Origin of the sequence: Paenibacillus doosanensis (assembly GCF_025060755.1) — a bacterium.
GTDB classification, from domain to species: domain Bacteria; phylum Bacillota; class Bacilli; order Paenibacillales; family NBRC-103111; genus Paenibacillus_S; species Paenibacillus_S doosanensis.
In genome coordinates this window covers 23729-46681 of record NZ_JANYUY010000020.1, presented here as the reverse complement: position 1 = coordinate 46681, position 22953 = coordinate 23729, and the positions used below count along the sequence as shown (strand labels likewise).

Genomic DNA, 22953 nt, shown 5'->3' with positions numbered 1-22953 from the left:
AGATGGGAATGCTGCAAGAAATATCCATTCACAATTTGGCGGTTATCGAAGCTGTCCATTTGCATTTTCGCAAAGGATTTCATGTGCTGACAGGGGAGACGGGGGCGGGCAAGTCGATTATTATCGATGCTCTCACGCTTGTGGCCGGCGGCCGAAGCTCTGCGGATTTGGTTCGCTACGGCAGTGACAAAGCGACGATCGAAGCGCTGTTCGTCATCGATAAAGGGCATCCGGTGTGGGCGGTATTGGCGTCCCTCGGGATTGAAGCCGATTCCGAGGGGCATCTGATCATTCGCCGCGAGATTACGTCGCAAGGGAAAAGCACCAGCCGGATCAACGGCCATCTGGTCAATTTATCGGGATTGAAAGAAATCGGAGAGTGGCTGGTGAATATTCACGGTCAGCACGAACATCAATCCTTATTCCATATAGAAGAGCATATTCGCTGGCTCGACCTGTTCGGTGACGAGGAGATTGCGCCGGCAAAGCGGGATTACGAAGCAGCTTTTCAAATTTACTCCGATATTCGCAGGACGGTCAAAGAGCTTGAAGAAACGAGCAAGCAGTCGCTGCAGATGATGGATTTGTACCGTTTCCAGGTCGAAGAAATCACTTCGGCCAAATTAAAACGCAATGAAGATGAATTATTATTAGAAGAAAAGCGCAAACTATCAAATGCGGAAAAACGATACCAAAATGCTGCGGACGCATACGATTTGCTGTACGGCGGCAACAAAGGGCTCGGTGCCATAAGCAAAGCCGTACAAAAGCTGGAGGAAATAGCGGCCCTCGATCCTGATATGCTGAAGGCTTTGGCCGAGCAGGCGCAGAGCGCTTTTTATCAACTGGAGGATGCCGCTTACCAAATCCGCGATTACCGCGACGAGGTCGAATTCAACCCGGTCCGCCTCGATTTCATCGAACAGCGGCTGGATACGATAGCTTCTTTAAAAAGAAAGTACGGCGAAAACGTCGACGATATTTTGCAGTATCTTGACAAGGTGACCCGTGAGCTCGACTTGATCGAGAATAAGGATGAGAAGCTTCAAGAGCTGCACAAGCAGGAGCAGGAGGCTCTGCAGCAGGTGCGGAGTTTGGCCCGGCGATTGACCGATCGACGGCAGACAGTGGCCGACAAGCTGGCTCAGGAGATTGTAGCGGAGCTCAGGGACTTACATATGGAACGTACGCAGTTCAAGGTTCAAATCGTGTCCAGAGACGATCATTTTACCATCGACGGAGCGGACGAGGTGGAGTTTCTGATCTCGGCCAATCCCGGTGAGCCTCTGCGCAGTCTCAGCAAGATTGCCTCAGGCGGTGAAATTTCGCGGGTGATGCTCGCGCTCAAATCGATTTTTGCAAGAATGGACCGGATTCCGGTACTTGTATTCGACGAAGTCGATACCGGAGTCAGCGGACGGGCCGCTCAAGCGATTGCCGAGAAAATGTCCAGGCTTTCCAGGGGATGTCAGGTTTTCTCGATTACCCATCTGCCGCAAGTCGCTTGCATGGCGGACGCGCATTATCGGATACATAAGTCTACGGACGGGGAGCGCACTTATACGAATGTAGATGATCTGCCGCAGGTCGGTCGTATGCATGAGTTGGCGCGAATGCTGGGCGGCGTAGAGGTTACGGAGAAGACGCTGCAGCATGCTCAGGAAATGCTTGATCTGGCGTTTGATAAGAAATCGAGGATGTAAAAGGTCAAGCGTGGCATCATTTTCACTTATAAAACGGTGGGCACAAGGTTAACTTATAGTTACACAAGCGGCGGTTATACAACACCGCCGAGCGAAGGAAGTAAGGGAGCGTGACACCGTGAGTTCCAACCAAAGAAAAAGAATGATTGGATTAATGCTCGTCTTCTTCGTTTGTTTGGGTAGCCTATCGACGCCCTTCCAAAGCTTTGCCTCTTTTCCAGCAGAACTGCGGCTCTTTACCGGCCAGCAAACCCATCTTCAACTGGCAATGCCCGTCAGTGCGCAAGTAACGGTTAACGATCCGGAAATATTGAAAGTAAACGGATCGGCAAGGCACTCATTTCAAGTTGATCTGCACCATCCGATTTCATTGGAATCCTACAAAGCAGGACAAGCTGAAATGAAACTTAAGCTATTCGGCAAAATTCCGCTGAAGACGGTCAAAGTGAGCGTAGTGCCGGACTTGAAAGTCATTCCAGGCGGACAAACAATCGGGGTGAAGCTGAAATCATCCGGTGTTCTGGTGGTCGGCCATCATTTGGTGGCGGTAGCCGAGGATAAAAAGATCTCCCCCGGCGAGGACGCCAAAATTCAATTGGGTGATTTGATCGTCAAAATTAACGGCAAGCCGCTGAAGGACATTTCCAAAGTAGCTGAATTGGCAGCCGAAGCGGGAGAGAATAAGAAGCCTCTGACCTTGACGCTGCGCCGCAATAACGAAACCATCGATCTGCAAATTCAACCGGTCTACGATATCGTGGATAAAGCTTACCGGCTGGGCCTCTATATTCGCGACTCCGCGGCAGGGGTAGGAACCTTGACATTCTACGCTCCAGATCAAGGAGTGTACGGCGCGCTAGGACACGTCATAACCGACATGGACACGCAAACTCCGATTGCGGTAGGCTCAGGCGAAATCGTGCATTCCAACGTAACCTCGATATCCAAAAGCCAAAACGGAGAGCCTGGAGAGAAAAGAGCGCAGTTCTCTAAAGAAAGCAAGGTGCTGGGCAATATCGAGAAAAACACGCCATTCGGCATTTTTGGCAAAATGGACGCTCTTCCCGATCACGGGTTAATGAAAGAACCGATCCCGGTAGCTTTCGCCGAAGAAGTTAAAGAAGGCCCAGCGCAGATCTACACCGTGCTGAACGGTCAAAAAGTAGAAAAATTCGATATTGAAGTCATACATGTCGCAAAACAGGATTACCCGGCTACCAAAGGGATGGTCATTAAAATTACGGATCAAAAGCTGCTTGAAAAAACCGGTGGTATCGTACAAGGTATGAGCGGAAGTCCCATTATCCAAAACGGAAAAATGATCGGAGCCGTGACCCATGTATTTGTTAATGACCCGACCAGCGGGTATGGTTGCTTTATCGAATGGATGCTTCAAGATGCGGGAATTATGCTGAGGAACACAACAGGTGAACTGAAGGCAAGCTAATTGCCTTTAGTTTTTCTTTTTTGTAGAGCGAAGACCGCTTTTGTCGAAATCTGTATTTATTTGAATTAAATAAATTATTATAAGATAAAAATCAAAAAAAATCTAGAAAAATAATTTTCGACAGAAGGAATTTTATTCGTATTGTCGAAAGTATACTTAGGTAAAAAATGCTAAACCTTATTTGTCGCCATTTGAAGGAGGATGTTACGTTGCAAATGATCGAAGTATTGTTGGCTGATGACAACCGCGAATTCACGAATTTACTTTCCGAATTTATCGATGAACAAGACGACATGCAGGTAACGGGCGTTGCATATAACGGAAATGACGTGCTTCGTTTGATCGAGCAAGGAAATCGAATTCCGGACGTACTCATTTTGGATATTATCATGCCTCATTTGGACGGATTGGGAGTACTTGAGAAGCTGCGCGAAATGGATTTGCATCCGCAGCCCAAAATTATTATGCTTACAGCTTTCGGCCAAGAGAACATTACGCAAAAAGCTGTTCAGCTAGGCGCCTCCTATTATATCCTGAAGCCGTTTGACATGGAAATTTTGACGAATCGCATTCGTCAGCTTGTTTCTAACAATCAGACCACATCGGTAACAACGCATTCTTCTCCAAAAGCAAATGTGGTGCAGCTGCCGAAAACCAAAAATCTTGACGCTAACATCACGACCATCATCCATGAAATCGGAGTGCCGGCTCATATCAAAGGATACCAATATTTGCGCGAAGCGATTACGATGGTATATAACAACATCGAAATTTTGGGCGCGATCACCAAAACGCTCTATCCGGCCATTGCCGAAAAATACAAAACGACGCCAAGCCGCGTCGAGCGCGCCATTCGCCACGCGATCGAAGTCGCCTGGACCCGCGGCAACATCGACAGCATCAGTCACTTATTCGGCTACACGATTAATATCTCGAAAGCAAAACCCACCAATAGCGAATTCATTGCGATGGTCGCGGATAAGCTGAGAATTGAGCACAAGGTGTCGTGAAAGGGGAAGGAGTAACGAATTAGCAAGGCGGTTTGGAGTTGGAAGCAGCTTACAGCCAGACGGAAAGACCAACTAATAGCTTTTGAAAGCCAATAAATTCTTATTGGTAAACCAACTAATTCCTCTTATTCATTGGGTTATAACCAACCTTAATGAGTAGGAGGAATTTGTCTTTTAAATTCAAAGAATGTAACGTTTAAGGAGCTGGTGACGATTATGTTTATAAGGAAAGCGGAATTATCTGATGCTGCTCATTTATCGGCTTTATCAGAACAACTGGGTTATACAGTTACTCCGGAGGATATGGCAGCTCGCTTGGACAAGATTTTCAATGAAGCGGATCATGCTGTTTTCGTGATGGAAACGGAAAATTCCGTCGCCGGATGGGTGCATATTCATGGCAGGCACTTATTGGAAAGCCCGGCGTTTGCGGAAATTGGCGGATTGGTTGTTGATTCTGCCCATCGGCGCAAAGGAATCGGAGAGAAGCTGATGCGTCAGTGTGAACAATGGGCCAGAGAAAAAGGATATGCTGCCGTTCGGCTGCGTTCCAGCGATCAGAGAAAGGAAGCGCATGAGTTTTATAAAAGGATTGGATATGACAATGTAAAGGCACAGCAAGTGTTTCATTTGAAGCTATAAATGTTCAAGTAGAGGTTGGCAGGCGGTGAGCCGATCGATATTGATTTAAATACGAATTAATATAGCGAAATCACAAATACCGCTTATTGATGGGTTCAGCTAAAAGCCAACAAATAAGCGGTTTTTTCTTGTTATATTCTGAGAAAAAACAGATCAACGGCCTATGTCCGCTTATTTTCTAAGCTCTTGCATCTGCTTCATTAAGGGCCGGACCAGCTCCGGGCGAGCTGGGATCAAATTGATAAGCTCTTGCGGATCGTCTTGCAGATCGTATAATTCGTTGATGTCATTATGATTTTCGATGAGTTTGTATCTTCCGTCAAAGATCATGCGCGTATTGTTCAGCTCGCTAAACTGATAAGCTTTATGTTCCGCCTGTTCCCCCTTTAGCTGCGGAACTAGCGATTTACCGTCCAATGTACTCTCCATACGCTCTATGCCCGCCAGCTCCAACATGGTAGGATGCAAATCCATCAGCTCGGCCAAGGCATCGCTGGTTCCGGCATGGGGTTGCCGCGGGTCGGCAATAATAAGCGGAATGCGCAAAGCGCCTTCATACATCGTGCTTTTCTGAAATAAACCGTGATCTCCCATCATTTCCCCGTGATCCGCACAAAATATGACGACCGTTTGATCTGCCGCTCCCGTGGCTTCCAAAGTGTCCAGAATATGTCCTACCCAGTCGTCAATAAGCTTGATAGCAGCCCCGTAATGGCGCTTAACCCGGTGCAGCTCCTCCTCTGACATCCCGCCCGTTTGTTTGTTTGCCTTTTTCTTGATCCACTCCGGTTTATTCCTGAGATCGTCCTGAATGGAAGCGGGGAATCTATCCGGATTATAGACGTCTACATATGATGCCGGGGCATCCCATGGATCATGCGGGCCGACGAAGCTGACAAATAAATGCCACGGTGTTTCCGAGCCGGCCAGTTCGATAAACTCGCATGATTTGCGCCCGATGTAGCTGTCATGGAAATGCTCGGCGGGCAGCGGCGACGGCCATGCGTTCCAATATTTCCAATCCGCGAAGCGCTGCTTGTAATCCTGAACGAAGGCGGTAAGCAGCCCCCGCTCTCGCAAGTAGTTCTGATACGGCCCGGCGATATGCTCGTCGTTACCGGGATCGATATCGAAGCTCATCAGGTTATTTCGTTGAAACGCGGCGTTCATCTTGCCTTCCGTTTCATGCGGGTCTGTAAATCCGAGATGATACATCAGCGGAAGATTGCCGTTTATGCCGTAGAAATGATCCCCCTTGTGCAAATCGCTTTTCCCGACGATCCCCACGCGGTAGCCGGCTTGTCTTAAAGCTTGATAATAGGTGGCTTGATCATTGGGAAAGTTCACGAAGTTCTCCAAGTTCCCCAGCCGGTGCGGGTACTTCCCCGCGGCCAGCGAGCAGCGGCTCGGTCCGCAGACGGGACTATTGCACGCGGCCTTCACGAACCGTATCCCGTTTGCGGCAATCCGGTCAATATTCGGCGTCTCCAGGAAAGAGGCGCCCGCGCAGCTCAGCCAATCGGCTCGAAATTGATCAACCATAATCATAACAATATTCGGATGGTTCAATCGGCATCATCCCTTCTTGATCTATAGGTCATCCCCGAGTATAGCAAAGAGAGGCTGCGGATTCGTTAGCGGATTTTCCGATTTATTCGCATATTATCGCAAGTTGTCCCGCCCGCTTTGCATCCGCGGAAAAAATGCAAACAAATCGGATAATGCGTTAAGGACTTTCCTACCGTGTTCACGGTATAGTTAAGTTGTTTCAACACACATCAATCCGAGATTCCCAGGGGGGAGCAAGTCAATTGAAAAAGAAACCTCATATGATCCTGTTCAATCCCGATCAGTGGCGCGGAGACGTTATGGGGCATTTGGGCAACCCGGCTGCCGTCACGCCGCATTTGGATGAGCTTGTCGCTACGGAGGCTGTGTCGTTCCGCAGCGCCTTTTGCCAAAATCCGGTATGCACCCCGAGCCGCTGCTCCTTTATGTCGGGCTGGTATCCGCATGTCCGAGGTCACCGCACGATGTACCATATGATGCGGCCCGAGGAGCCGGTGCTGCTCAAGACGCTGAAGGATGCAGGGTACTTTGTCTGGTGGGGCGGGAAGAACGATCTGATTCCCCCTACTAGCGGCTTTGACGCCTATTGCGATATCAAGTATGAGCCGGAACGCAAGCCGCGCCCGATGTTCGGCGGAGCATTCCAGGCAGCGGGAGGGAACTGGCGCGGAGATCCCGGCAGCGATAAGTACTATTCGTTCTTCGCGGGAGAGCTGGACACGCAAGGGGAAGATATGTATTACGATTCGGACTGGGCCCATATTTTGGGAGCGATCGATTTCATCAAGAACGCGCCGGCGGATCAGCCGCTATGCATCTACTTGCCGATTCTTTATCCCCATCCGCCGTATGCCGTAGAGAAGTCCTGGTACGACCTTATCGACAAGTTGCTGCTCCCGGAACGGATTCGTCCGGAATATCTGTCCGAGGATAAGCCGTCCATTTTATCCGGTCTGCGCGAGCTGTACCAGATGCAGAGCTGGTCCGAAGAGCGATGGGCGGAGCTTCGAGCGACGTATTATGGGATGTGCGCGCGTGTGGATCACCAGTTCGGCTTGTTGATGAAAGCGCTTAAAGCTGCGGGAATCTATGATGACACCGCGGTATTTTTCTTCTCGGATCACGGAGATTTCACAGGGGATTACGGCCTGGTGGAGAAAAACCAGAATACGTTCGAAGACTGCTTGACGCGCGTTCCGTTCATTGTCAAGCCTCCTGCATCCGAAAAGGTGAAGCCGGGTGTATCCGACGCGCTCGTCGAATTGATCGACATGACGGCCACCGTACACCATTATGCGGGAATTACGCCGGATTACACGCTCTTCGGAAAATCGCTGGCTCCTTTGATCGAGGGGGAAACGGCGGAGCACCGGGATGCCGTATTCTGCGAGGGAGGGCGGCTGCACGGAGAGACGCACTGCAACGAATCGGCGCCTGCCAATGAATCTCCTGCGACGTTATATTGGCCGCGCGGCCAAATGCAGCGAAGCGAGGGACCCGAGCATACGAAGGCGACGATGATTCGGACGCATCGATATAAGTACGTCCGCCGGTATTACGAAACGGATGAGTTATACGATCTGGAGCAGGACCCTATGGAGACGCAGAACCGAATCCATGACGCTTCTTTGGCCCGGGTGAGGGAGGAACTAAGGGAGCGGATGCTGGATTTCTATCAGGAAACCTGCGATGTCGTGCCTCATGTCAGAGATTCCAGAGAAAAGCACTAATTAAGCTATGGGAGGTTATTAAGATAATGAAAACGATGACGGCACTGACCTTAACCGCTGCGCTTCTCGCCTCGGCGCTGGCCGGCTGCGCCAACACTTCCGATCCCGGCAAGAGCAAAGAAGGGAACGGAAAGGGAGCGGCGGACGATTCTAATGAAAAAATTACAATTAATCTGATGACGCGAAGCTATGCCGGGGGAGGCTGGGCCCCCAATCATCCGATGATCGAAGAGATCAACAAGCGTCTGAACATCGATTTGAAGGTTGAGTGGGTTCCGTCCGCGAACTACCAGGAGAAGCTGAACGTGTTGGCCGCTTCGAACAATTTCCCGGATGTGTTCTATGTGCCGAACGCCGAATACGTCAAATGGCAGGGAAAAAATATTTTTATGGATGTGCTTCCTGAAATTGGCAAATATCCGAACATTACGAAGTATATCCCCGAAGATGCGCTGAAGCAGTTCAATCCGAAGGGCAAGTATTACGGCATTCCGTTCTATTACCAGGAGGCGCGGGATTCGCTGGCGATCCGTAAGGATTGGCTGGATAAGCTGGGGCTGAAGATGCCGGAGACGATCGACGAGTTTTACGAGGTGGCCAAAGCCTTCGCTATGAAGGACCCGGACGGCAACGGAAAGCAGGACACGGTAGGCTTCTCGCTTGAGGTTAGTCCGAACGGCAAGTTCGGATTTGGCGGCACGGCGAACTTTTTGACCGCAAGCTTCGGGCTTGCCAACAACTGGACGCTGGACGCGAACGGCAAGCTGACGCCGATGCAAACCCAGAGCAAGGAGCTTAAGGATTTCATCGGATTCATGCGCAAGGCTTATGCCGAAGGAGTGCTTGACAAGGATTCGCCGATTTTGAAATCGCGCGATTCCTTGAATAAACTGGAGGCAGGCAAGTCGGGAATTGCCTATGTGAATCCGCAGCAATTATACACGGAGACGCTGCCCCCGCTGCTCAAGACCGATCCCAAGGCGGAGCTTGCCCAACTGATGCCTCCGAAGGGGCCGGACGGCAAAAGCGGAATTCCCGCTACGACATCGGGAGACCGGATTGCGATTAACGCCAAAATCGACGCCAAGAAGCAGCAGCGTATTCTGAAGCTGATGGACTATATGCTGTCGGACGAAGGCTACGATTTCGTCAAGCACGGCATCGAAGGCGTTCATTATAAGAAAATAAGCGACACGAAATACGAGCAGCTCGAGGCATCGGTGAAGGATCGCCAGTTCCTGCTGCTAGGCTGGTTTTTCAAGCGCTACGATCCGATGTTCCTGATCTACAAGTGGATGGACCCGAAGGAAGTGGACACGATCAAGACGTATTTCGACAACAACGAAAAAGTGAAGGTCAAGGATGCGGCGGCAGGGCTCGTATCCGATACGGCAATCAAGCTCGGTACTAACATCGACAAGAAGTGGATGGATACGATGGTGAAGATCATTGCCGGTCAAGAGCCTATGGATGCGATCGATAAGGCGATTGCGGATTGGAAAGCCGGCGGCGGCGACAAGATCATTCAAGAGATGAACGAAGAATACCAGAAGGTGAAGTAAACGGGCAGGAGGGACCGGAGCGGGGGAGGGCGGAGGCGTCTTCTCCCGAGTCTCTCCGACATGAAAGGGAGGTTATTCGCTTGGGAACTGCTGCCGTACATCCGGAGAAAGTGAGCACCAAGACGGCGGCTCGCAGCCGCTGGTACGAGTGGAAGCGCGGGCTGCCGATCTATATGATGATTTTGCCGGGCTTTCTGTTCTTTATTATATTCAAATATGTTCCTATGGCCGGAATCCTCATTGCGTTTCAGCAATACGATCCGTTTGAAGGATTTATGGGCAGTCCTTGGGTGGGACTGGACCATTTCGGGACGCTGTTTCAGGACCCCGATTTTTGGATGATATTCCGCAATACGCTTATCATAAGCGGCTTGAATTTATTTTTGTTTTTTCCGATGCCGATCGTTCTGGCTCTTCTGCTGAATGAGGTAAGGCTCAAGTGGTTCAAGAAGGGAGCGCAGACGCTGCTGTACGTTCCGCATTTTTTGAGCTGGGTCGTTATCGTCAGCATAACGGCGCTGCTGTTCTCCACCCAGGACGGGGGCATTAACAATCTTATTTCTACATGGGGCTACGAGCGCCTGGACGTTATGACCAATCCCGATTCGTTCCGCGCCTTGTATTTGCTGCAGGTCATCTGGAAGGAAGCGGGCTGGAGCGCGATCATCTTCCTCGCCGCGCTGGCTTCGGTAGACCCTACGCTGTACGAGGCGGCCCGGGTGGACGGGGCGAGCCGCTTGCGCCAAATTTGGCACATCAACTTGCCGGCGCTGAGATCAACCATTATTATCTTGTTTATCCTGAGGCTCGGGCATGTGATGGATACCGGCTTCGAGCATATTTTGCTGCTGCAAAATGCGCTGAATATTCAAGTTTCCGAAGTGTTCGATACGTATGTGTACCGCGTCGGCATCAATCAGGCGGAGTTTAGCTACACGACGGCGGTCGGTCTGTTTAAGGCGCTTATCGGGCTGGGGCTTGTCTATATGGCAAACCGCGCATCCCATAAGATCGGCGAGGAGGGCGTCTATTAATATGAAAACTTATACGCTGCGGAAGGCTTCCTTCTTCGATGCGCTCGTTTACGCGGTGCTGACCGTCGTCTTGCTGGGTGTGCTGCTTCCTTGCTTGTATGTCCTGCTCAGCTCGTTTTCCACCAAACAGGAGATGCTATCCAGAGGCTTCTTCCTGATCCCGGAGACCTGGACGCTGAATGCCTACGGTTACTTGTTTAACAATCATAACTTTCTGACCTCGTTTAAAAATGCGTTCGAAATTACGATCGTCGGGACGGCGCTCAGCATTTCGACGACGACGCTGATGGCTTACGGGCTATCCCGCACATGGCTGAAGGGCAGGAAAACGCTCAATATTATGGTCGTGTTTACCGTGCTGTTCAGCGGCGGGATCATTCCGATGTATTTGCTAACGAGCCAGCTGGGGCTGCTCAATACGTATTGGTCGCTGTTTCTGAACAATTTGATTTTGCCTTTTAACTTGATTGTCATGCGCAGCTTTTTCCAGAATACGCCCAAGGAGCTGGAGGAAGCGGCGCGGATGGACGGCTGCGGCGAGTGGATGCTGTTTTTCCGGGTTATGCTGCCGTTGTCGATGACTTCGGTAGCGACCTTCATCGTCTTTTACGCCGTATTTTACTGGAACTCGTATTTTCAGGCGATTCTTTTCATCAGCGATTCGCAGCTGATTCCGCTGCAGGTCTTTTTGCGTCAAATCGTGCTGGAGTCGGGAAATTCCTTGGAGTCGGTATCGAACGGCTACGAATTCGGTCCTCCCGTTAAAATGGCGGTTGTCGTGATGGCTTCGCTGCCGATGATCGTGATGTATCCGTTCTTCCAAAAGTACTTCGACAAGGGCATGCTCGTAGGTTCCGTGAAAGGGTAAGCCGGCGGCGGGAGCAGCCTCCTGGCGTGCTATAATGGGAAGGACATGTCCCTTCTGCATCATACCGTCATGTCATTACTAAACAATGGGATGGTGTTCTTATGTATCAGGTTATGGTCGTAGAGGATGAACAATGGATTCGCGGCGCTGTCGTCAAAATGGTCGAAAAACTGGGCGGAGCCTTCGAGGTCGCAGCCGAGGCGGGCAACGGCGAAGAGGCGCTGCAGGCTATTTATCAAGTATGGCCGACCATTGTCATTACCGATATTATGATGCCTGTTCAAGACGGCCTGTGGCTTGTGCGGGAGATCGCCGAGCGGCGGCTGCCGGTCATAACGATCATTCTTACCGGATACAACGAATTCGAATATGCGCGCCAGGCGCTGAGATACGACGTCAGCGATTTTCTTTTGAAGCCGGTTCTGGAGGAAGAGCTGAGCAAGGCGCTGGAGAAGGCCAAAGAACGAATTCCGCAATTTCATAAGCTGCGGCAGTATTATTTGGGCATTCAGCTGTTTTTCGATAAAATAACCGAATATGACGCTCAGTCGCTGTTCGAGGAGCAGGGGGGCCTCGTCAGCCGCATCATCAATGCCGCGGACTTGCAAGAAAGCGAGAAGAACGTGCTGCTGCGCACCTTTTCCGGCAAATATAACGAGCTCATTCAAAGCATGCAGCCCGGTTACGCGCGCATTCCGACCGTGGCGGGGGGACGGGCGGAGGAGATCCGGGCTCATTTTCTCAAGCTTACCGAGGAATGGCTGCAATGCTATAACGCGATGACGAGCGGCGAAATGCGGCAAATTATCCGCAAGGTGTGCGATTATTTGCAGGCTCATTATCATGAGGAGCTCTCCGTGTCGGATATGACGCAGCGTTTCCATATCAGCGTCTCGCAGTTCAGCTTGCTGTTCAAGAAATATACGGGGCAGTCGTTTATTAACTACCTTAATGCGCTGCGCGTGCAGCAGGCCAAGCTTCTGCTCGTCGACGGAGAGCGCAAAGTGTACGAGGTTGCCGAACAGGTAGGCTTTCAGTCGCTGCCGCATTTTAACCGGGTGTTCAAGCAAATGACGGGACAGTCCCCTAAGGAATACCGGAAATGGTTAAGCGTGTGAGCGTATGAAGCCAATGTTAAAGCGCTTCCACCTTCATTTCTCCATTAAAACGAAACTAACCGTCGCTTTTTTGCTGGTAGGCTTGCTGACGATTTTGCTGATGGGATTCTTATCGTTTCACTTATACAGCAGCGGGATTAAACGGGATTTCCATCGCATCTCCCAGGAAGCGACGCTTAGGCTGAACCATCATATCGACTTTTACATTTACCAGCTGACCAAATCGACTTCCTCCGTGGCCAAGGATGAGCATGTGCAGCAGTGGATGAAATACGGACAGGCGGCGACCCTTGAGGAGCAGGTTGAGGTTCAGTCCGTGCTCAGAAGATACGTGGCGCTCAATTATCCCGAGATCGTAGGGATGTTCCTGTTGTCTGCGGATAACCGCACCTTGGCTATGACCAATCTGGCGCTCCGATCGGAGGAGCTGCTTGCTCAGGAGCCGTGGTATCATAACGGCATTTCGGAGAAGACGACGGTGATCTCAACCCATGCCGTCAAGTATGTGAACGAGGATGTAAGGGTGCTTTCCTTGGAAATGCCGATTTACAGCGTGGAAAATATGGATTTGCTGGGCAAATTGGTGATCGATTTTCAACTGGACGAAATTCAGCGCACCTTCGAGAAATCGTCTCTTGCGCCCCAGGGGCGGTTCTTCATTATTTCCGATCGGGACAGTATTACATATTATCCCAATTACAAATGGCTCGGCCTGCCGCGGGAGCAGACCGCGTTGCGGCAGCTGGATCTGTCCGATAACGAGAACGCTTCGATTCAGCAGTGGGAAGGACAGCGGACACTGGTCGCCGTGACCCGGTCGGATACGACAGGCTGGACGTTCGTCTCCGTCGTCCCGTACGAGGAGATGGCTTCCGCGTCCAAGCATACGCCCAACACGATGCTTCTCGCTTTTCTCATCATCGCCGTATGTATTATATTGGTGGTTCCTTTTCTATCCGGCGCGTTCGTGAAGCCGATCCTGCATCTCCGGCAGGTGATGGGCAGCGTGGAGCGGGGCGATCTGCAGGTGCGCGCCACATACGCCTCGGGTTATGACGAATTTCAGTATTTGAATCGAAGCTTCAATATGATGATCGAACAGGTCAATCATTTGCTGGAAACGGTAAGCACCTTAAAGCTGCAGGAGGTCAGCCTTCAGCTCAGGGAGAAGGAAGCTTTGGTGAAGGCGCTGCAAACTCAGATCAATCCGCATTTTTTATATAATTCTCTCGATATTATCAAAAGCATGGCATATCTGGAGGATATGCCGGAGATGGTCACGATGGCGCGAAGTCTGGCGGATTTTTACCGTTATACCGCTCAGGATATGAACGCGATTGTGAAGCTGGAGGAGGAGCTTGCGCAGCTCAAGCATTATTTGTCCGTCATTCATGTCCGGTTTCCGGGAACGTTCCGCAGCCAGATCAGCGTCAACGGGAAATTTATGAATTGCCTGATCCCTAAGCTGATCGTGCAGCCGCTCGTGGAAAACGCGGTCAAATACGCGATTGAGCCGAAGGAAGGCAAAGGAAGCATCATCGTCAACGCCTTCGACGATCAGAACGATCTTGTCATCGAGGTGGCGGATAACGGACCGGGCATTCGCCGCGAGCGGCTGGAGTCCATTCAAGCGATGCTTGGCAAGCTCTCGGAAAACGCGCTGCGCGAATACGGCAAGCAGGCGAGCCTCGGCATCGCGAACGTGCATGCGCGCATTGTGCTGCAGTACGGCGCGCCTTACGGGCTGAGCCTGGATTCCTTCGAAGGGCGCGGGACGGTCGCTTCGCTGCGGCTGCCGCTCCACTTATTGCACAACCATAACGAAAGCGAGGGTTAACCATGAAAGCGATCATGCTTATGTTCGACACGCTCAACAGACATATGCTGCCTCCCTACGGCTGCGACTGGATTCACGCTCCCAATTTCAAGCGGCTGGCCGAAAAGACGGTGACCTTCGATCAGGCCTACGTCGGCAGTATGCCGTGCATGCCTGCGCGGCGGGAGCTGCAGACAGGTAGATACAACTTCCTGCACCGCAGCTGGGGGCCGATGGAGCCGTTCGACGACTCGATGCCGGAAATATTGAAGCAGCACGGCGTGTATACCCATATCGTCACCGATCATCAGCATTACTGGGAGGACGGCGGGGGAACGTATCATACGCGCTACAGCTCGTTCGAGCTGATCCGCGGGCAGGAGGGCGATCCGTGGAAGGGGGAAGTAGGCGACCCCGAGCTTCCCGATATGATCGGGATGAAGCAGATGCATCAGCTGATCCGCCAGGATTGGATCAACCGGCAGTATATCCGCGAGGAGAAGGACTTTCCCCAGGCGCAGACGATGGAGAAGGGGCTTGAATTCATACGCCGCAACGGCGATGCGGACAGATGGTTTCTGCAGATCGAAACGTTCGATCCGCATGAGCCGTTCTATGCGCCTCAGGCATACCGGGACTTATATCCCCACAAGTATGACGGGAAGCACTTTGACTGGCCGCCGTACGGCCCCGTGAAGGAGACGAAGGAAGAGATTGAGCATGTCCGTTACGAGTACGCCGCGCTTCTTAGCATGTGCGATCATTATTTGGGCAAGGTGCTCGATACGATGGATGAGCTCGATTTGTGGAAGGATACGATGCTTATCGTCAACACGGATCACGGGTATTTGCTCGGCGAACACGATTGGTGGGCCAAGACGATCATGCCGTTTTACAACGAAATCGCCCATATCCCTTTATTTATTTGGGACCCCCGCAGCGGAGCGCGCAACGAACGAAGACAGAGCCTCGTGCAGACGATCGACTTTGCGCCGACGCTGCTGGACTATTTCGGAGTGGAGATTCCTCCGGATATGCAGGGGAAGCCGCTTAAGCATACGATTGCCCGGGACGAGGCGGTGCGCGAGGCGGCGCTCTTCGGGCTGCACGGGGCGCATGTCAATGTGACCGACGGAAGGTACGTATATATGCGGGCGCCGGTGTCCGAAGACAACACGCCTTTATACAATTACACGCTGATGCCGACCCATATGCGCAGCCGTTTCTCGGTGCGGGAGCTGCAGGAAATCAGCCTGCAGGAGCCGTTCTCATTTACCAAAGGCGTGCGCACGATGAAAATTCGGGCGTCCGGTTACAACCACTACCATACCTTCGGCACCTTGCTGTACGATGTGCAGGACGACCCGTATCAGCAGAAGCCGCTGACCGCTCATCCGGAGACGGAGCGCAGAATGATCGAACTGATGAAGCGGCTGATGGCCGACAGCGACGCTCCGGCGGAGCAGTATGCGCGCCTGGGGCTGGATTAACAAGAGGATACGGCCTGCCTGCTCTATCCGCAATGAAGAGACCCTGTCTGCCGACGCAGATAGGGTCTTTTGCCCGTTCATAAGGGAAAGCGGCTTCTTTGCCGCATAAGCAGGTTTAAACTGCCGCAGAACGCGGCCCGGACATCTGTGGCCAAGACGCCTTTCTCACGCAAGGTCAGCCGAATAAAATATCGAGCACCGTACCCAGCTGCCCCCGCGTTTTGCCTTCGAGAATGGACGGGTTATACACTTCGACGAAACCGCAATGCTCGCAAGATACGAAAAGAAAATGGTTGTGCTGGATGTCGAACATTTTGCTAAGACCGGTGCCGGTCATCGCCACTTCTTTGATTCTGCATGAGGTTGTACTGCACTTGGCGCATTTAAATTTTTCGCGAATCGCATTTTCAATATTCATCGTTAACCTCCTTATCGGTTAGAGTTCACATATTCCGGTTGATTTTATTATCGAACATTCGATATAATAGGAACATATGTTCTTTATTTGAGGTGGGATTACATGAAAATGACAAGTTTGGAATGGCGGACGGACTTCCTGAAGATGCATCCGGGTGATTGGGACCAATCGCTGAATACCATCATGTCGGCAAAGCTGGAGTCTGTCGTTACCGTCCGTACGGACCGGGAGGATCAGACCTTCCAGGGCCAAATAACGCTGCTGGATAAGAAACAAAGACAGATCAAAATAGAGAATGATGAAGAATACTCTTGGATTCTGCTTGACGACATCGTAGATATCTCGCTGATTGAAGAGCCCGTACAATAAAGAAAGCACAGCTTCGCAAGATCGGCTGTGCTTTCCATGGGCGACGAACAGATTGCCTTACGGGTGAATATCGCATTTGTTCTTGATAAAATGGATTTGGTTCTCCAGCCGGTTGATTTGTTCCGCAGATTCCTTGGAACCGTCGGAACCGCTCTTCAGCGCTTGAAGCTGCTCCTGCAGCTCGTGAATATCGCTGCCTGCGTTCGAGCAATCGTAATTGCTTTCCAGATTATGGACCATAGTGGTTAGCCTCCTTGCGGATGAAATCAAGTATAGTATGGATGGTCCGTCAAGGATTATGCCTGCCGCTCAAAATCATAACCTGCCTTGCCCGCTTTACGGCTGACGGTTGGACGACGAACCGGCCGGCAGCGCAGGCACGGGCTGATACGTTTGCTCCGCCCAGCTGAGCCACCCTTCCGGCAGACGGCTGCCAATAAAATCGCGAAGGTGCGGAAAGGTTGTCGCCAACTCCTGAATTAACTCTTCATAGGTGTGGAGTATGGAGTCGAAATCAAGACCGACGTCATCCATCAGCAATTCCTTCAATGCGCTATCATTGTCCTGAAAGTCGCGGTACAGTAAGCCATCATAAATTTCCGTTATAAGACCGTTCTGAACACGAACAATTTTCTGACATGTTTTTTGCATTGACCCTACTCCTTACGCTAAGATAAGTATCATTATAGCATAGAAATTTTGCACAAAATGTAGAATATTGTTGCTGAACTCTAAAAAAAGTATATTTTTGGGAGGACATCATGGAATTCGATTATTGTCAGATGGAAGCGGATTCGAGCGGGGATACGCTGCTGATCGATATCGGCTGCAAATTTACGGATGAGCCGGACGAGCTCTACGTCGTTCAATTGAAGGGACATAAGGACGGCCGATTGGAAGAACTGCGGCTCGTTTTCAATAGGATGGACTGCAAATACAACTTCAAGCCTGAGGAGAAAGCGGCAGTTTTGCAATATGTCGGGGAAGCGCTCGATTCCTCCGAATACGCTAACTGGTTTCAAGGCGGCCTGACGCTAATCGATGAATAAGTTCTGTTCCCCTTAAGCGACATGGTTATGGGTAGCCGCATCGCCATGCTTTGGCTAGGGACGCTTTCGATGCAGTCGTCACATGAAAGAGCATATGTCTAAGCGGGCGGATGCATTCCATCATTTTACAGCATGAATATGAGGACATCTTCGGCAGGTCGCCGGGGATGTTTTTTATTTTTGTTTAGGAAATGATGCGCAGCCATATCCTGTGGATATCCGGGTGCTCCCCCGAAAGTAAAGTCTACCCATAGAACGATCCCAGAGGAATGGTTAGACGCCGATAGACGCCGATCCAGCTTAGGCTGGATGCGGACGGAACAAGCTTCAGAGCATCACGTCACTTCTGGGGGATTTGTTCCTACTTAAGAAAACGATTCGCTCCCCATGTATGAGAATGACGGCAACGACGAAAAATAGTAAGCGAGATCATCTCATGGCGTAGAAAGCGAAGTGCTGGCAATATGGCTATAACCAACAGCAAAACGACGGCAGTTCCGATCGCGAAAGGTACGGCGCGCAAGCATCGCGTGACGAAGGAGCTGCTGCGCATCATACGGCCCGGCTGCATAGCGGTCATCGATCACGACGACTTGGACGATCTGGCTGCGGAAGGCCTGATTGCCGCCGGCGTGACCTGCGTTGTCAACGCGGGACAGACTATGACGGGAACAGCGCCGGTTACCGGACCGCTGCTGCTGCTTGAGCGGGGAGTGACCGTTATGGAGATCGAAGGCTCCGCGCTGTCCTTCATTAACGATGATGAAGAATTGACGGTAACTGCCGAAAGCATAACGGCGGGGAAGCGGACGATTCCATGCGCGGCGTTTACTAGAGAGCGCTGGCTGTACTTTTACAAGCAAGCGCACCACGGTCATCACGAGCGTCTGCGGGAGTTTATCGATAATACTTTGGCTTATGCAGACAAAGAAAAAGACCTTGTCCTGAAACCGTTATATTGCCCGGAGCTGCGGGTTCGCTTAGAAGGCCGCCATGTTCTGGTAGTGACGCGAGGACGCGATTACAAGCAGGATTTGGCAGCGCTCAATGGATACATAGAAGCTTATGCGCCGGTGTTCGTGGGAGTGGACGGCGGAGCCGACGCTCTTCTGGAGCAAGGCTACAGGCCCGATCTGATTATCGGGGATATGGACAGCGCGTCGGATCGAGCGTTGCGCTGCGGAGCGGAGCTGGTCGTGCACGCGTATCCGGACGGGGAGGCTCCGGGCCTGGGCAGAATCAGGAAGCTGGGCCTGGAGGCGGCGGTGCTGTCTTCATGCGGAACGAGCGAAGACATTGCCTTACTCCTGGCATACGATCATCAATGCGAAAAAATCGTGACCGTAGGCGGGCACAGCCATATGTTCGATTTTCTGGAAAAAGGGCGGAAAGGGATGGGAAGCACCGTGCTCGTCCGGATGAAAATCGGAAGCAAACTGACGGACGCCAAGGGCATTGCTCTGCTGAACTGCGGCTTGGATAAGCGGCTCCGGAAGCAAGCTTCATGGAAGAAAGCTTCATGGAAACAAGCGGCCTGCAGCTTGCTGCGCAAACTGCGGATTAGCAAAACGTGAGGGGGGTCAAACTATGATGATGCCAGAAGTGTCGGTCATCGTACCGGCGTTCAATGAGGAGCGGTACATAGAAGAGACGCTGCGCTCGATCCGCAAGGCGTGCGCGGCGCTGAGAGACAGGCGTACCGAGATCGTTGTGGTCGATGACGGAAGCCGCGACGGCACGTTCAAGCTGGCGATGCCGCTCTCGGATCTGGTCGTGCAGCATCCCCGGTCGTACGGCAAAGGAACGGCTCTTCACACGGGCTGCAAAATGGCGCATGGCCGCATACTCGTCTTCCTCGATGCGGATCTTGGAGCGACGGCCGAGCGGTTCCCTTCCTTGGTTGAACCGCTGCTGCTGGGACAATCGGATATGGTGATCGCCAGTTTGCCTCCGGTGAAGAAGAAAAGCGGCTTCGGCTTGGTTAAAAAGCTCGCCAGGAAAGGCGTGCATCGCCTGTCCGGCTTCGAGCCGGTCGCACCTTTATCCGGCCAGCGCGCCGCGCATCGCGGGGTGCTGGAGCATATCGGCCGGTTTGCCGGCGGCTTCGGCGTGGAGGTAGGGCTCACCATCGATGCGGTTAAGCTCGGCTACCGCGTGCAAGAGCTGGATGTGCCGTTCGCTCATAGAGTGTCGGGTCGGGATATCGGAGGCTGGATGCATCGCGGCAAGCAGCTGTGCGCCGTCGGCGGAACGCTGTGGAGCCGCTGGAGGCAGCCGATATGCTAGGGACGGTCTGGATGGGCTGGGCGCTGCAATTCGTCTGCTGGGTTATGCTGGGCAAAGCGCTGTTCCCGGCGGCGATGAAGTTTATGAGCGCGCACGGCCTGACCGACCGCAATTACAGGGGCGAGTCGATCCCGACGTCGGGAGGGCTGATGATCTGGCTGCTGCTAGTATGTCAGGCGCTTTGGTATAAGCTCGCGGCTGCCTTCGGGTTGACCGAAGCCGCAATGGGCACCGGGGCCGCATCTTTGGCGGAGAAGCTGCCCGTTTCTCTGGCCGGGGCGGCCAGCATGGTAGCGCTGGCAGGCTTTATTGACGACACGGTAGGGCATAAAGCCTACAAAGGCTTCGCAGGCCATTTCCGATTGTGGAAGGAACGCAGGGTTATCAGCACCGGCGCCGTTAAAGCGGGGGCGACGGGGATAGCGGCGCTATGGATCATCGTCCCCGAGGGGGGCGGCAGCGGAGCCGGTCCGGCGGTGCTCGGGCTTGCGCTGCAATGGTTATTGATCGGCCTGACGACCAATGCGATCAATCTGCTGGATACGAGGCCCGGACGGGCGCTAAAGGGCTTCGCCCTGATCGCGGCCGTCCTGCTGGCGGTCATGGCGGCGTCCGCAAACAAGGAAGGTTTCGGCGGCGGAATCATACCGTCTCTGCTGCCGGTCATAGCCGCCTGCGCCGTTCTCGCGCAGCCCGATTTGAAGGGGGAGCTGATGCTGGGGGATACGGGCTCCAATCTGCTCGGCTTCCTGCTCGGGGCCTGGATCGCGCTGTGCTTCGGATGGAAGCTGCAGGCTGCCGCCGTTCTTTTGCTCGCGGGACTGCACGCGGTAACATGGCGGCTTTCATTGTCGAAGCTGATTGAGCGCAACCGTTTTTTGCAATGGGTCGATTGGCTCGGAAGAGATACGGCCGGCAAAATATAAGGAGCCTTCCGCGGGATGCGGAACGGCTCCTATTTTTTCGGGCGTTTGGCTTTAAAGCGCGGGGCGACATAGTTGCGCTTGCGGTCGCGGAAAAAGATCCAGCCGCCGATAAAAGCGACGCCGCACAAAAATAAGACGAGACCGAGCGCCAGCTTGCCCCATAGCACGTGCGGATTCGCTTCCAAGGGGCCGAATTGGGCGAACCAAGCGTCCTTCATCGCCAAAAACCCGTAAGTCGCCATAACTCCCGGAATGACCAGAAGCATGACGGCAACAAAACGAAAAAACATCGTTTTCATGTGAACTCCTTTACCTTAAGCGGTCGCGGTATAAATATCTCATCCATTAAGTTATCATATAATCGGCAACATTTCATGATCTTTCGCAAATTGTGCTATATTTATCACATCGAAAGAGGTTACAATAAAGAAACATGAGTGAAAGAAAGAATGATAGATTTCAGGAGGTTGGAACATGACGCAAGCATTTGATATCGTCGTCCTCGGCGGAGGAACCGGAGGCTATATCGCCGCCATCCGCGCTGCGCAATTGGGAAAATCGGTAGCCGTCGTCGAGCGCGACAAGCTGGGGGGCACGTGTCTGCACCGCGGATGTATTCCGAGCAAAGCGCTTTTGCGCAGCGCCGAGGTGTACGCAACGATGCAAGAGAGCGAGCGGTACGGCATAGAGGCCGGCTCGGTGCGTCTTCATTTTCCCGGCGTACAAGCCCGCAAGCAAAGCATCGTCGAGCAAATGCACAAGGGCGTGCAGTTTCTGATGAAAAAGCATAATATTCAAGTGTTTTACGGCAACGGCAGACTGCTGTCTCCGAGCATCTTCTCGCCGCGTTCGGGGTCCGTATCGGTGGAGCGAGAGGACGGCGACATCATTACCCTCGTTCCGGAGAAGCTGATTATCGCCACCGGTTCAAGACCGAAGAGCCTTCCGGGACTGGAGACGGACGGCCAATACATATTGAACAGCGACGACGCGCTCCAAATGGAGGAGATTCCCAAGTCGATCATCATTATCGGCGGAGGGGTGATCGGCGTCGAATGGGCTTCCATGCTAAGCGATTTCGGCGTACAGGTCACTGTGGTCGAATATGCGCCGAGATTGCTGCCTGCGGAGGATGCGGACATATCCCGCGAGCTGGAGCGGCTGCTTAAAAAACGAGGGGTTCGGATCGTCACCGGCGCCAAGGTGCTCTCCGAGACGGTGAAGAAGGATGACGGCGCGGTGACGCTGGACGTGCAGCGCGGCGAAGACCTGCAGCATCTGCAGGCGGACAAAGCGCTTGTATGCGTTGGCCGTCAGGCGAATATCGAAGACATCGGCCTGCAAAACACCGACGTGAAAATGACGGACGGCTTCATTCGCGTCAATGAAACGATGCAGACGGCCGAGGCGCATATCTACGCGATCGGCGACGTCAACGGCGGACTGCAGTTGGCGCATGTCGCCGGACACGAGGGCATCGTCGCCGTGGAGCATATTTGCGGCTTGCAGCCGCATCCGTTCGGCCAGCATCAGGTGCCCCGCTGCGTCTATACGAGACCGGAGGTGGCATCGCTCGGATGGACCGAACAGCAGGCCGCCGAACGCGGCTATGATGTGAAGATCGGCCGGTTTCCGTTCTCGGCCGTCGGTAAAGCGGTCGTTTACGGCGAGTCGGAAGGCTTCGTGAAAGTCATCGCCGATAAGAAAACAAACGATATTCTCGGCGTTCATATGATCGGGCCGCATGTCACCGATTCCATCTCGGAAGCGGCGCTGGCGCAGCTTCTCGACGCCACGCCGTGGGAAGTGGGACAAGCGATCCATCCTCATCCGACGTTATCGGAAGCTTTGGGCGAAGCGATGCTTGCGGTGGACGGCCGATCGATGGGGATATAACGCCGATTTTTTGAAATTGT

The 22953-nt window shown here is 52.6% G+C and carries 22 protein-coding genes; 17 read left to right on the top strand and 5 right to left on the bottom strand.

The genetic code is table 11. The annotated features are described in order from the left end of the window. Window positions 1-8: 8 nt before the first annotated feature. The 4 genes from recN (at window position 9) to N0M98_RS15735 (ending at window position 4802) form a co-directional block, all read left to right on the top strand. Window positions 9-1703, top strand: a complete 1695-nt coding sequence (recN, locus tag N0M98_RS15750) for a DNA repair protein RecN (protein ID WP_259618504.1) — start codon at window positions 9-11, stop codon at window positions 1701-1703. 142 nt (window positions 1704-1845) lie between these two features. Further along, window positions 1846-3150: a SpoIVB peptidase gene (gene spoIVB / locus N0M98_RS15745; protein ID WP_249866194.1), complete on the top strand. Its 1305-nt coding sequence runs from the start codon at window positions 1846-1848 to the stop codon at window positions 3148-3150. Window positions 3151-3359: 209 nt separating this feature from the next. Beyond that, window positions 3360-4160 (top strand): sporulation transcription factor Spo0A, encoded by an 801-nt coding sequence (spo0A, locus tag N0M98_RS15740; RefSeq protein ID WP_249864234.1) that lies wholly within the window; start codon window positions 3360-3362, stop codon window positions 4158-4160. Window positions 4161-4376: 216 nt separating this feature from the next. Further along, window positions 4377-4802, top strand: a complete 426-nt coding sequence (locus N0M98_RS15735) for a GNAT family N-acetyltransferase (protein ID WP_259618503.1) — start codon at window positions 4377-4379, stop codon at window positions 4800-4802. A gap of 171 nt (window positions 4803-4973) precedes the next feature. On the opposite strand, the gene N0M98_RS15730 is transcribed toward N0M98_RS15735, so the two are convergent. Continuing rightward, window positions 4974-6371, bottom strand: a complete 1398-nt coding sequence (locus N0M98_RS15730) for a sulfatase family protein (protein ID WP_259618502.1) — start codon at window positions 6369-6371, stop codon at window positions 4974-4976. Between the two features lie 242 nt (window positions 6372-6613). On the opposite strand from N0M98_RS15730, the gene N0M98_RS15725 reads away from it, so the two are divergent. The 7 genes from N0M98_RS15725 (at window position 6614) to N0M98_RS15695 (ending at window position 15989) form a co-directional block, all read left to right on the top strand. Next, window positions 6614-8101, top strand: a complete 1488-nt coding sequence (locus tag N0M98_RS15725; RefSeq protein WP_259618501.1) for a sulfatase family protein — start codon at window positions 6614-6616, stop codon at window positions 8099-8101. 26 nt (window positions 8102-8127) lie between these two features. Then, window positions 8128-9663, top strand: a complete 1536-nt coding sequence (locus N0M98_RS15720) for an extracellular solute-binding protein (protein ID WP_259618500.1) — start codon at window positions 8128-8130, stop codon at window positions 9661-9663. Window positions 9664-9737: 74 nt separating this feature from the next. Continuing rightward, window positions 9738-10697 (top strand): ABC transporter permease, encoded by a 960-nt coding sequence (locus N0M98_RS15715; RefSeq protein WP_375295492.1) that lies wholly within the window; start codon window positions 9738-9740, stop codon window positions 10695-10697. A gap of 1 nt (window position 10698) precedes the next feature. Beyond that, a complete protein-coding gene (locus tag N0M98_RS15710; RefSeq protein ID WP_259618498.1) occupies window positions 10699-11565 on the top strand; it encodes a carbohydrate ABC transporter permease in 867 nt (288 codons plus the stop codon). Window positions 11566-11666: 101 nt separating this feature from the next. Continuing rightward, complete coding sequence (locus tag N0M98_RS15705; protein WP_259618497.1) at window positions 11667-12683, top strand: helix-turn-helix domain-containing protein; 1017 nt, start codon at window positions 11667-11669, stop codon at window positions 12681-12683. Window positions 12684-12687: 4 nt separating this feature from the next. After that, on the top strand, window positions 12688-14520 hold the full coding sequence (locus N0M98_RS15700; protein ID WP_259618496.1) for a cache domain-containing sensor histidine kinase: 1833 nt from the start codon (window positions 12688-12690) through the stop codon (window positions 14518-14520). A gap of 2 nt (window positions 14521-14522) precedes the next feature. Beyond that, entirely contained in the window at window positions 14523-15989 is a 1467-nt protein-coding gene (locus N0M98_RS15695; protein WP_259618495.1) for a sulfatase, read from the top strand. Window positions 15990-16164: 175 nt separating this feature from the next. On the opposite strand, the gene N0M98_RS15690 is transcribed toward N0M98_RS15695, so the two are convergent. Next, window positions 16165-16407, bottom strand: coding sequence for a zinc ribbon domain-containing protein (locus N0M98_RS15690; RefSeq protein ID WP_249864224.1), 243 nt, complete (start codon window positions 16405-16407; stop codon window positions 16165-16167). Window positions 16408-16509: 102 nt separating this feature from the next. Here N0M98_RS15690 and N0M98_RS15685 point away from each other — a divergent pair, with 102 nt between their 5' ends. Next, on the top strand, window positions 16510-16776 hold the full coding sequence (locus N0M98_RS15685) for a hypothetical protein (protein ID WP_249864223.1): 267 nt from the start codon (window positions 16510-16512) through the stop codon (window positions 16774-16776). A gap of 57 nt (window positions 16777-16833) precedes the next feature. On the opposite strand, the gene N0M98_RS15680 is transcribed toward N0M98_RS15685, so the two are convergent. Further along, entirely contained in the window at window positions 16834-17016 is a 183-nt protein-coding gene (locus N0M98_RS15680; protein ID WP_249864222.1) for a DUF2524 domain-containing protein, read from the bottom strand. Window positions 17017-17112: 96 nt separating this feature from the next. Next, window positions 17113-17427 carry a hypothetical protein gene (locus tag N0M98_RS15675; RefSeq protein WP_249864221.1) on the bottom strand — a complete coding sequence of 105 codons (315 nt, stop codon included), beginning with the start codon at window positions 17425-17427 and terminating at the stop codon, window positions 17113-17115. Between the two features lie 110 nt (window positions 17428-17537). Between N0M98_RS15675 and N0M98_RS15670 the strand changes: the two genes are divergently transcribed. From N0M98_RS15670 to N0M98_RS15655, 4 genes are all read left to right on the top strand, one after another. Then, a complete protein-coding gene (locus tag N0M98_RS15670) occupies window positions 17538-17825 on the top strand; it encodes a hypothetical protein (RefSeq protein WP_249864220.1) in 288 nt (95 codons plus the stop codon). A gap of 464 nt (window positions 17826-18289) precedes the next feature. Then, a complete protein-coding gene (gene steA / locus N0M98_RS15665) occupies window positions 18290-19399 on the top strand; it encodes a putative cytokinetic ring protein SteA (protein ID WP_259618494.1) in 1110 nt (369 codons plus the stop codon). Window positions 19400-19412: 13 nt separating this feature from the next. Next, window positions 19413-20111 (top strand): glycosyltransferase family 2 protein, encoded by a 699-nt coding sequence (locus N0M98_RS15660; protein WP_249864218.1) that lies wholly within the window; start codon window positions 19413-19415, stop codon window positions 20109-20111. Continuing rightward, entirely contained in the window at window positions 20105-21037 is a 933-nt protein-coding gene (locus N0M98_RS15655; protein ID WP_259618493.1) for an MraY family glycosyltransferase, read from the top strand. The genes N0M98_RS15660 and N0M98_RS15655 overlap by 7 nt, the downstream gene beginning before the upstream one ends. A 29-nt stretch (window positions 21038-21066) precedes the next feature. On the opposite strand, the gene N0M98_RS15650 is transcribed toward N0M98_RS15655, so the two are convergent. Beyond that, the gene (locus N0M98_RS15650) at window positions 21067-21336 is read right to left on the bottom strand and encodes a DUF2627 domain-containing protein (protein WP_249864216.1); all 270 of its coding nucleotides are present in this window, start codon (window positions 21334-21336) and stop codon (window positions 21067-21069) included. A gap of 175 nt (window positions 21337-21511) precedes the next feature. Between N0M98_RS15650 and lpdA the strand changes: the two genes are divergently transcribed. Further along, on the top strand, window positions 21512-22933 hold the full coding sequence (lpdA, locus tag N0M98_RS15645) for a dihydrolipoyl dehydrogenase (protein ID WP_259618492.1): 1422 nt from the start codon (window positions 21512-21514) through the stop codon (window positions 22931-22933). Window positions 22934-22953 lie beyond the last annotated feature (20 nt).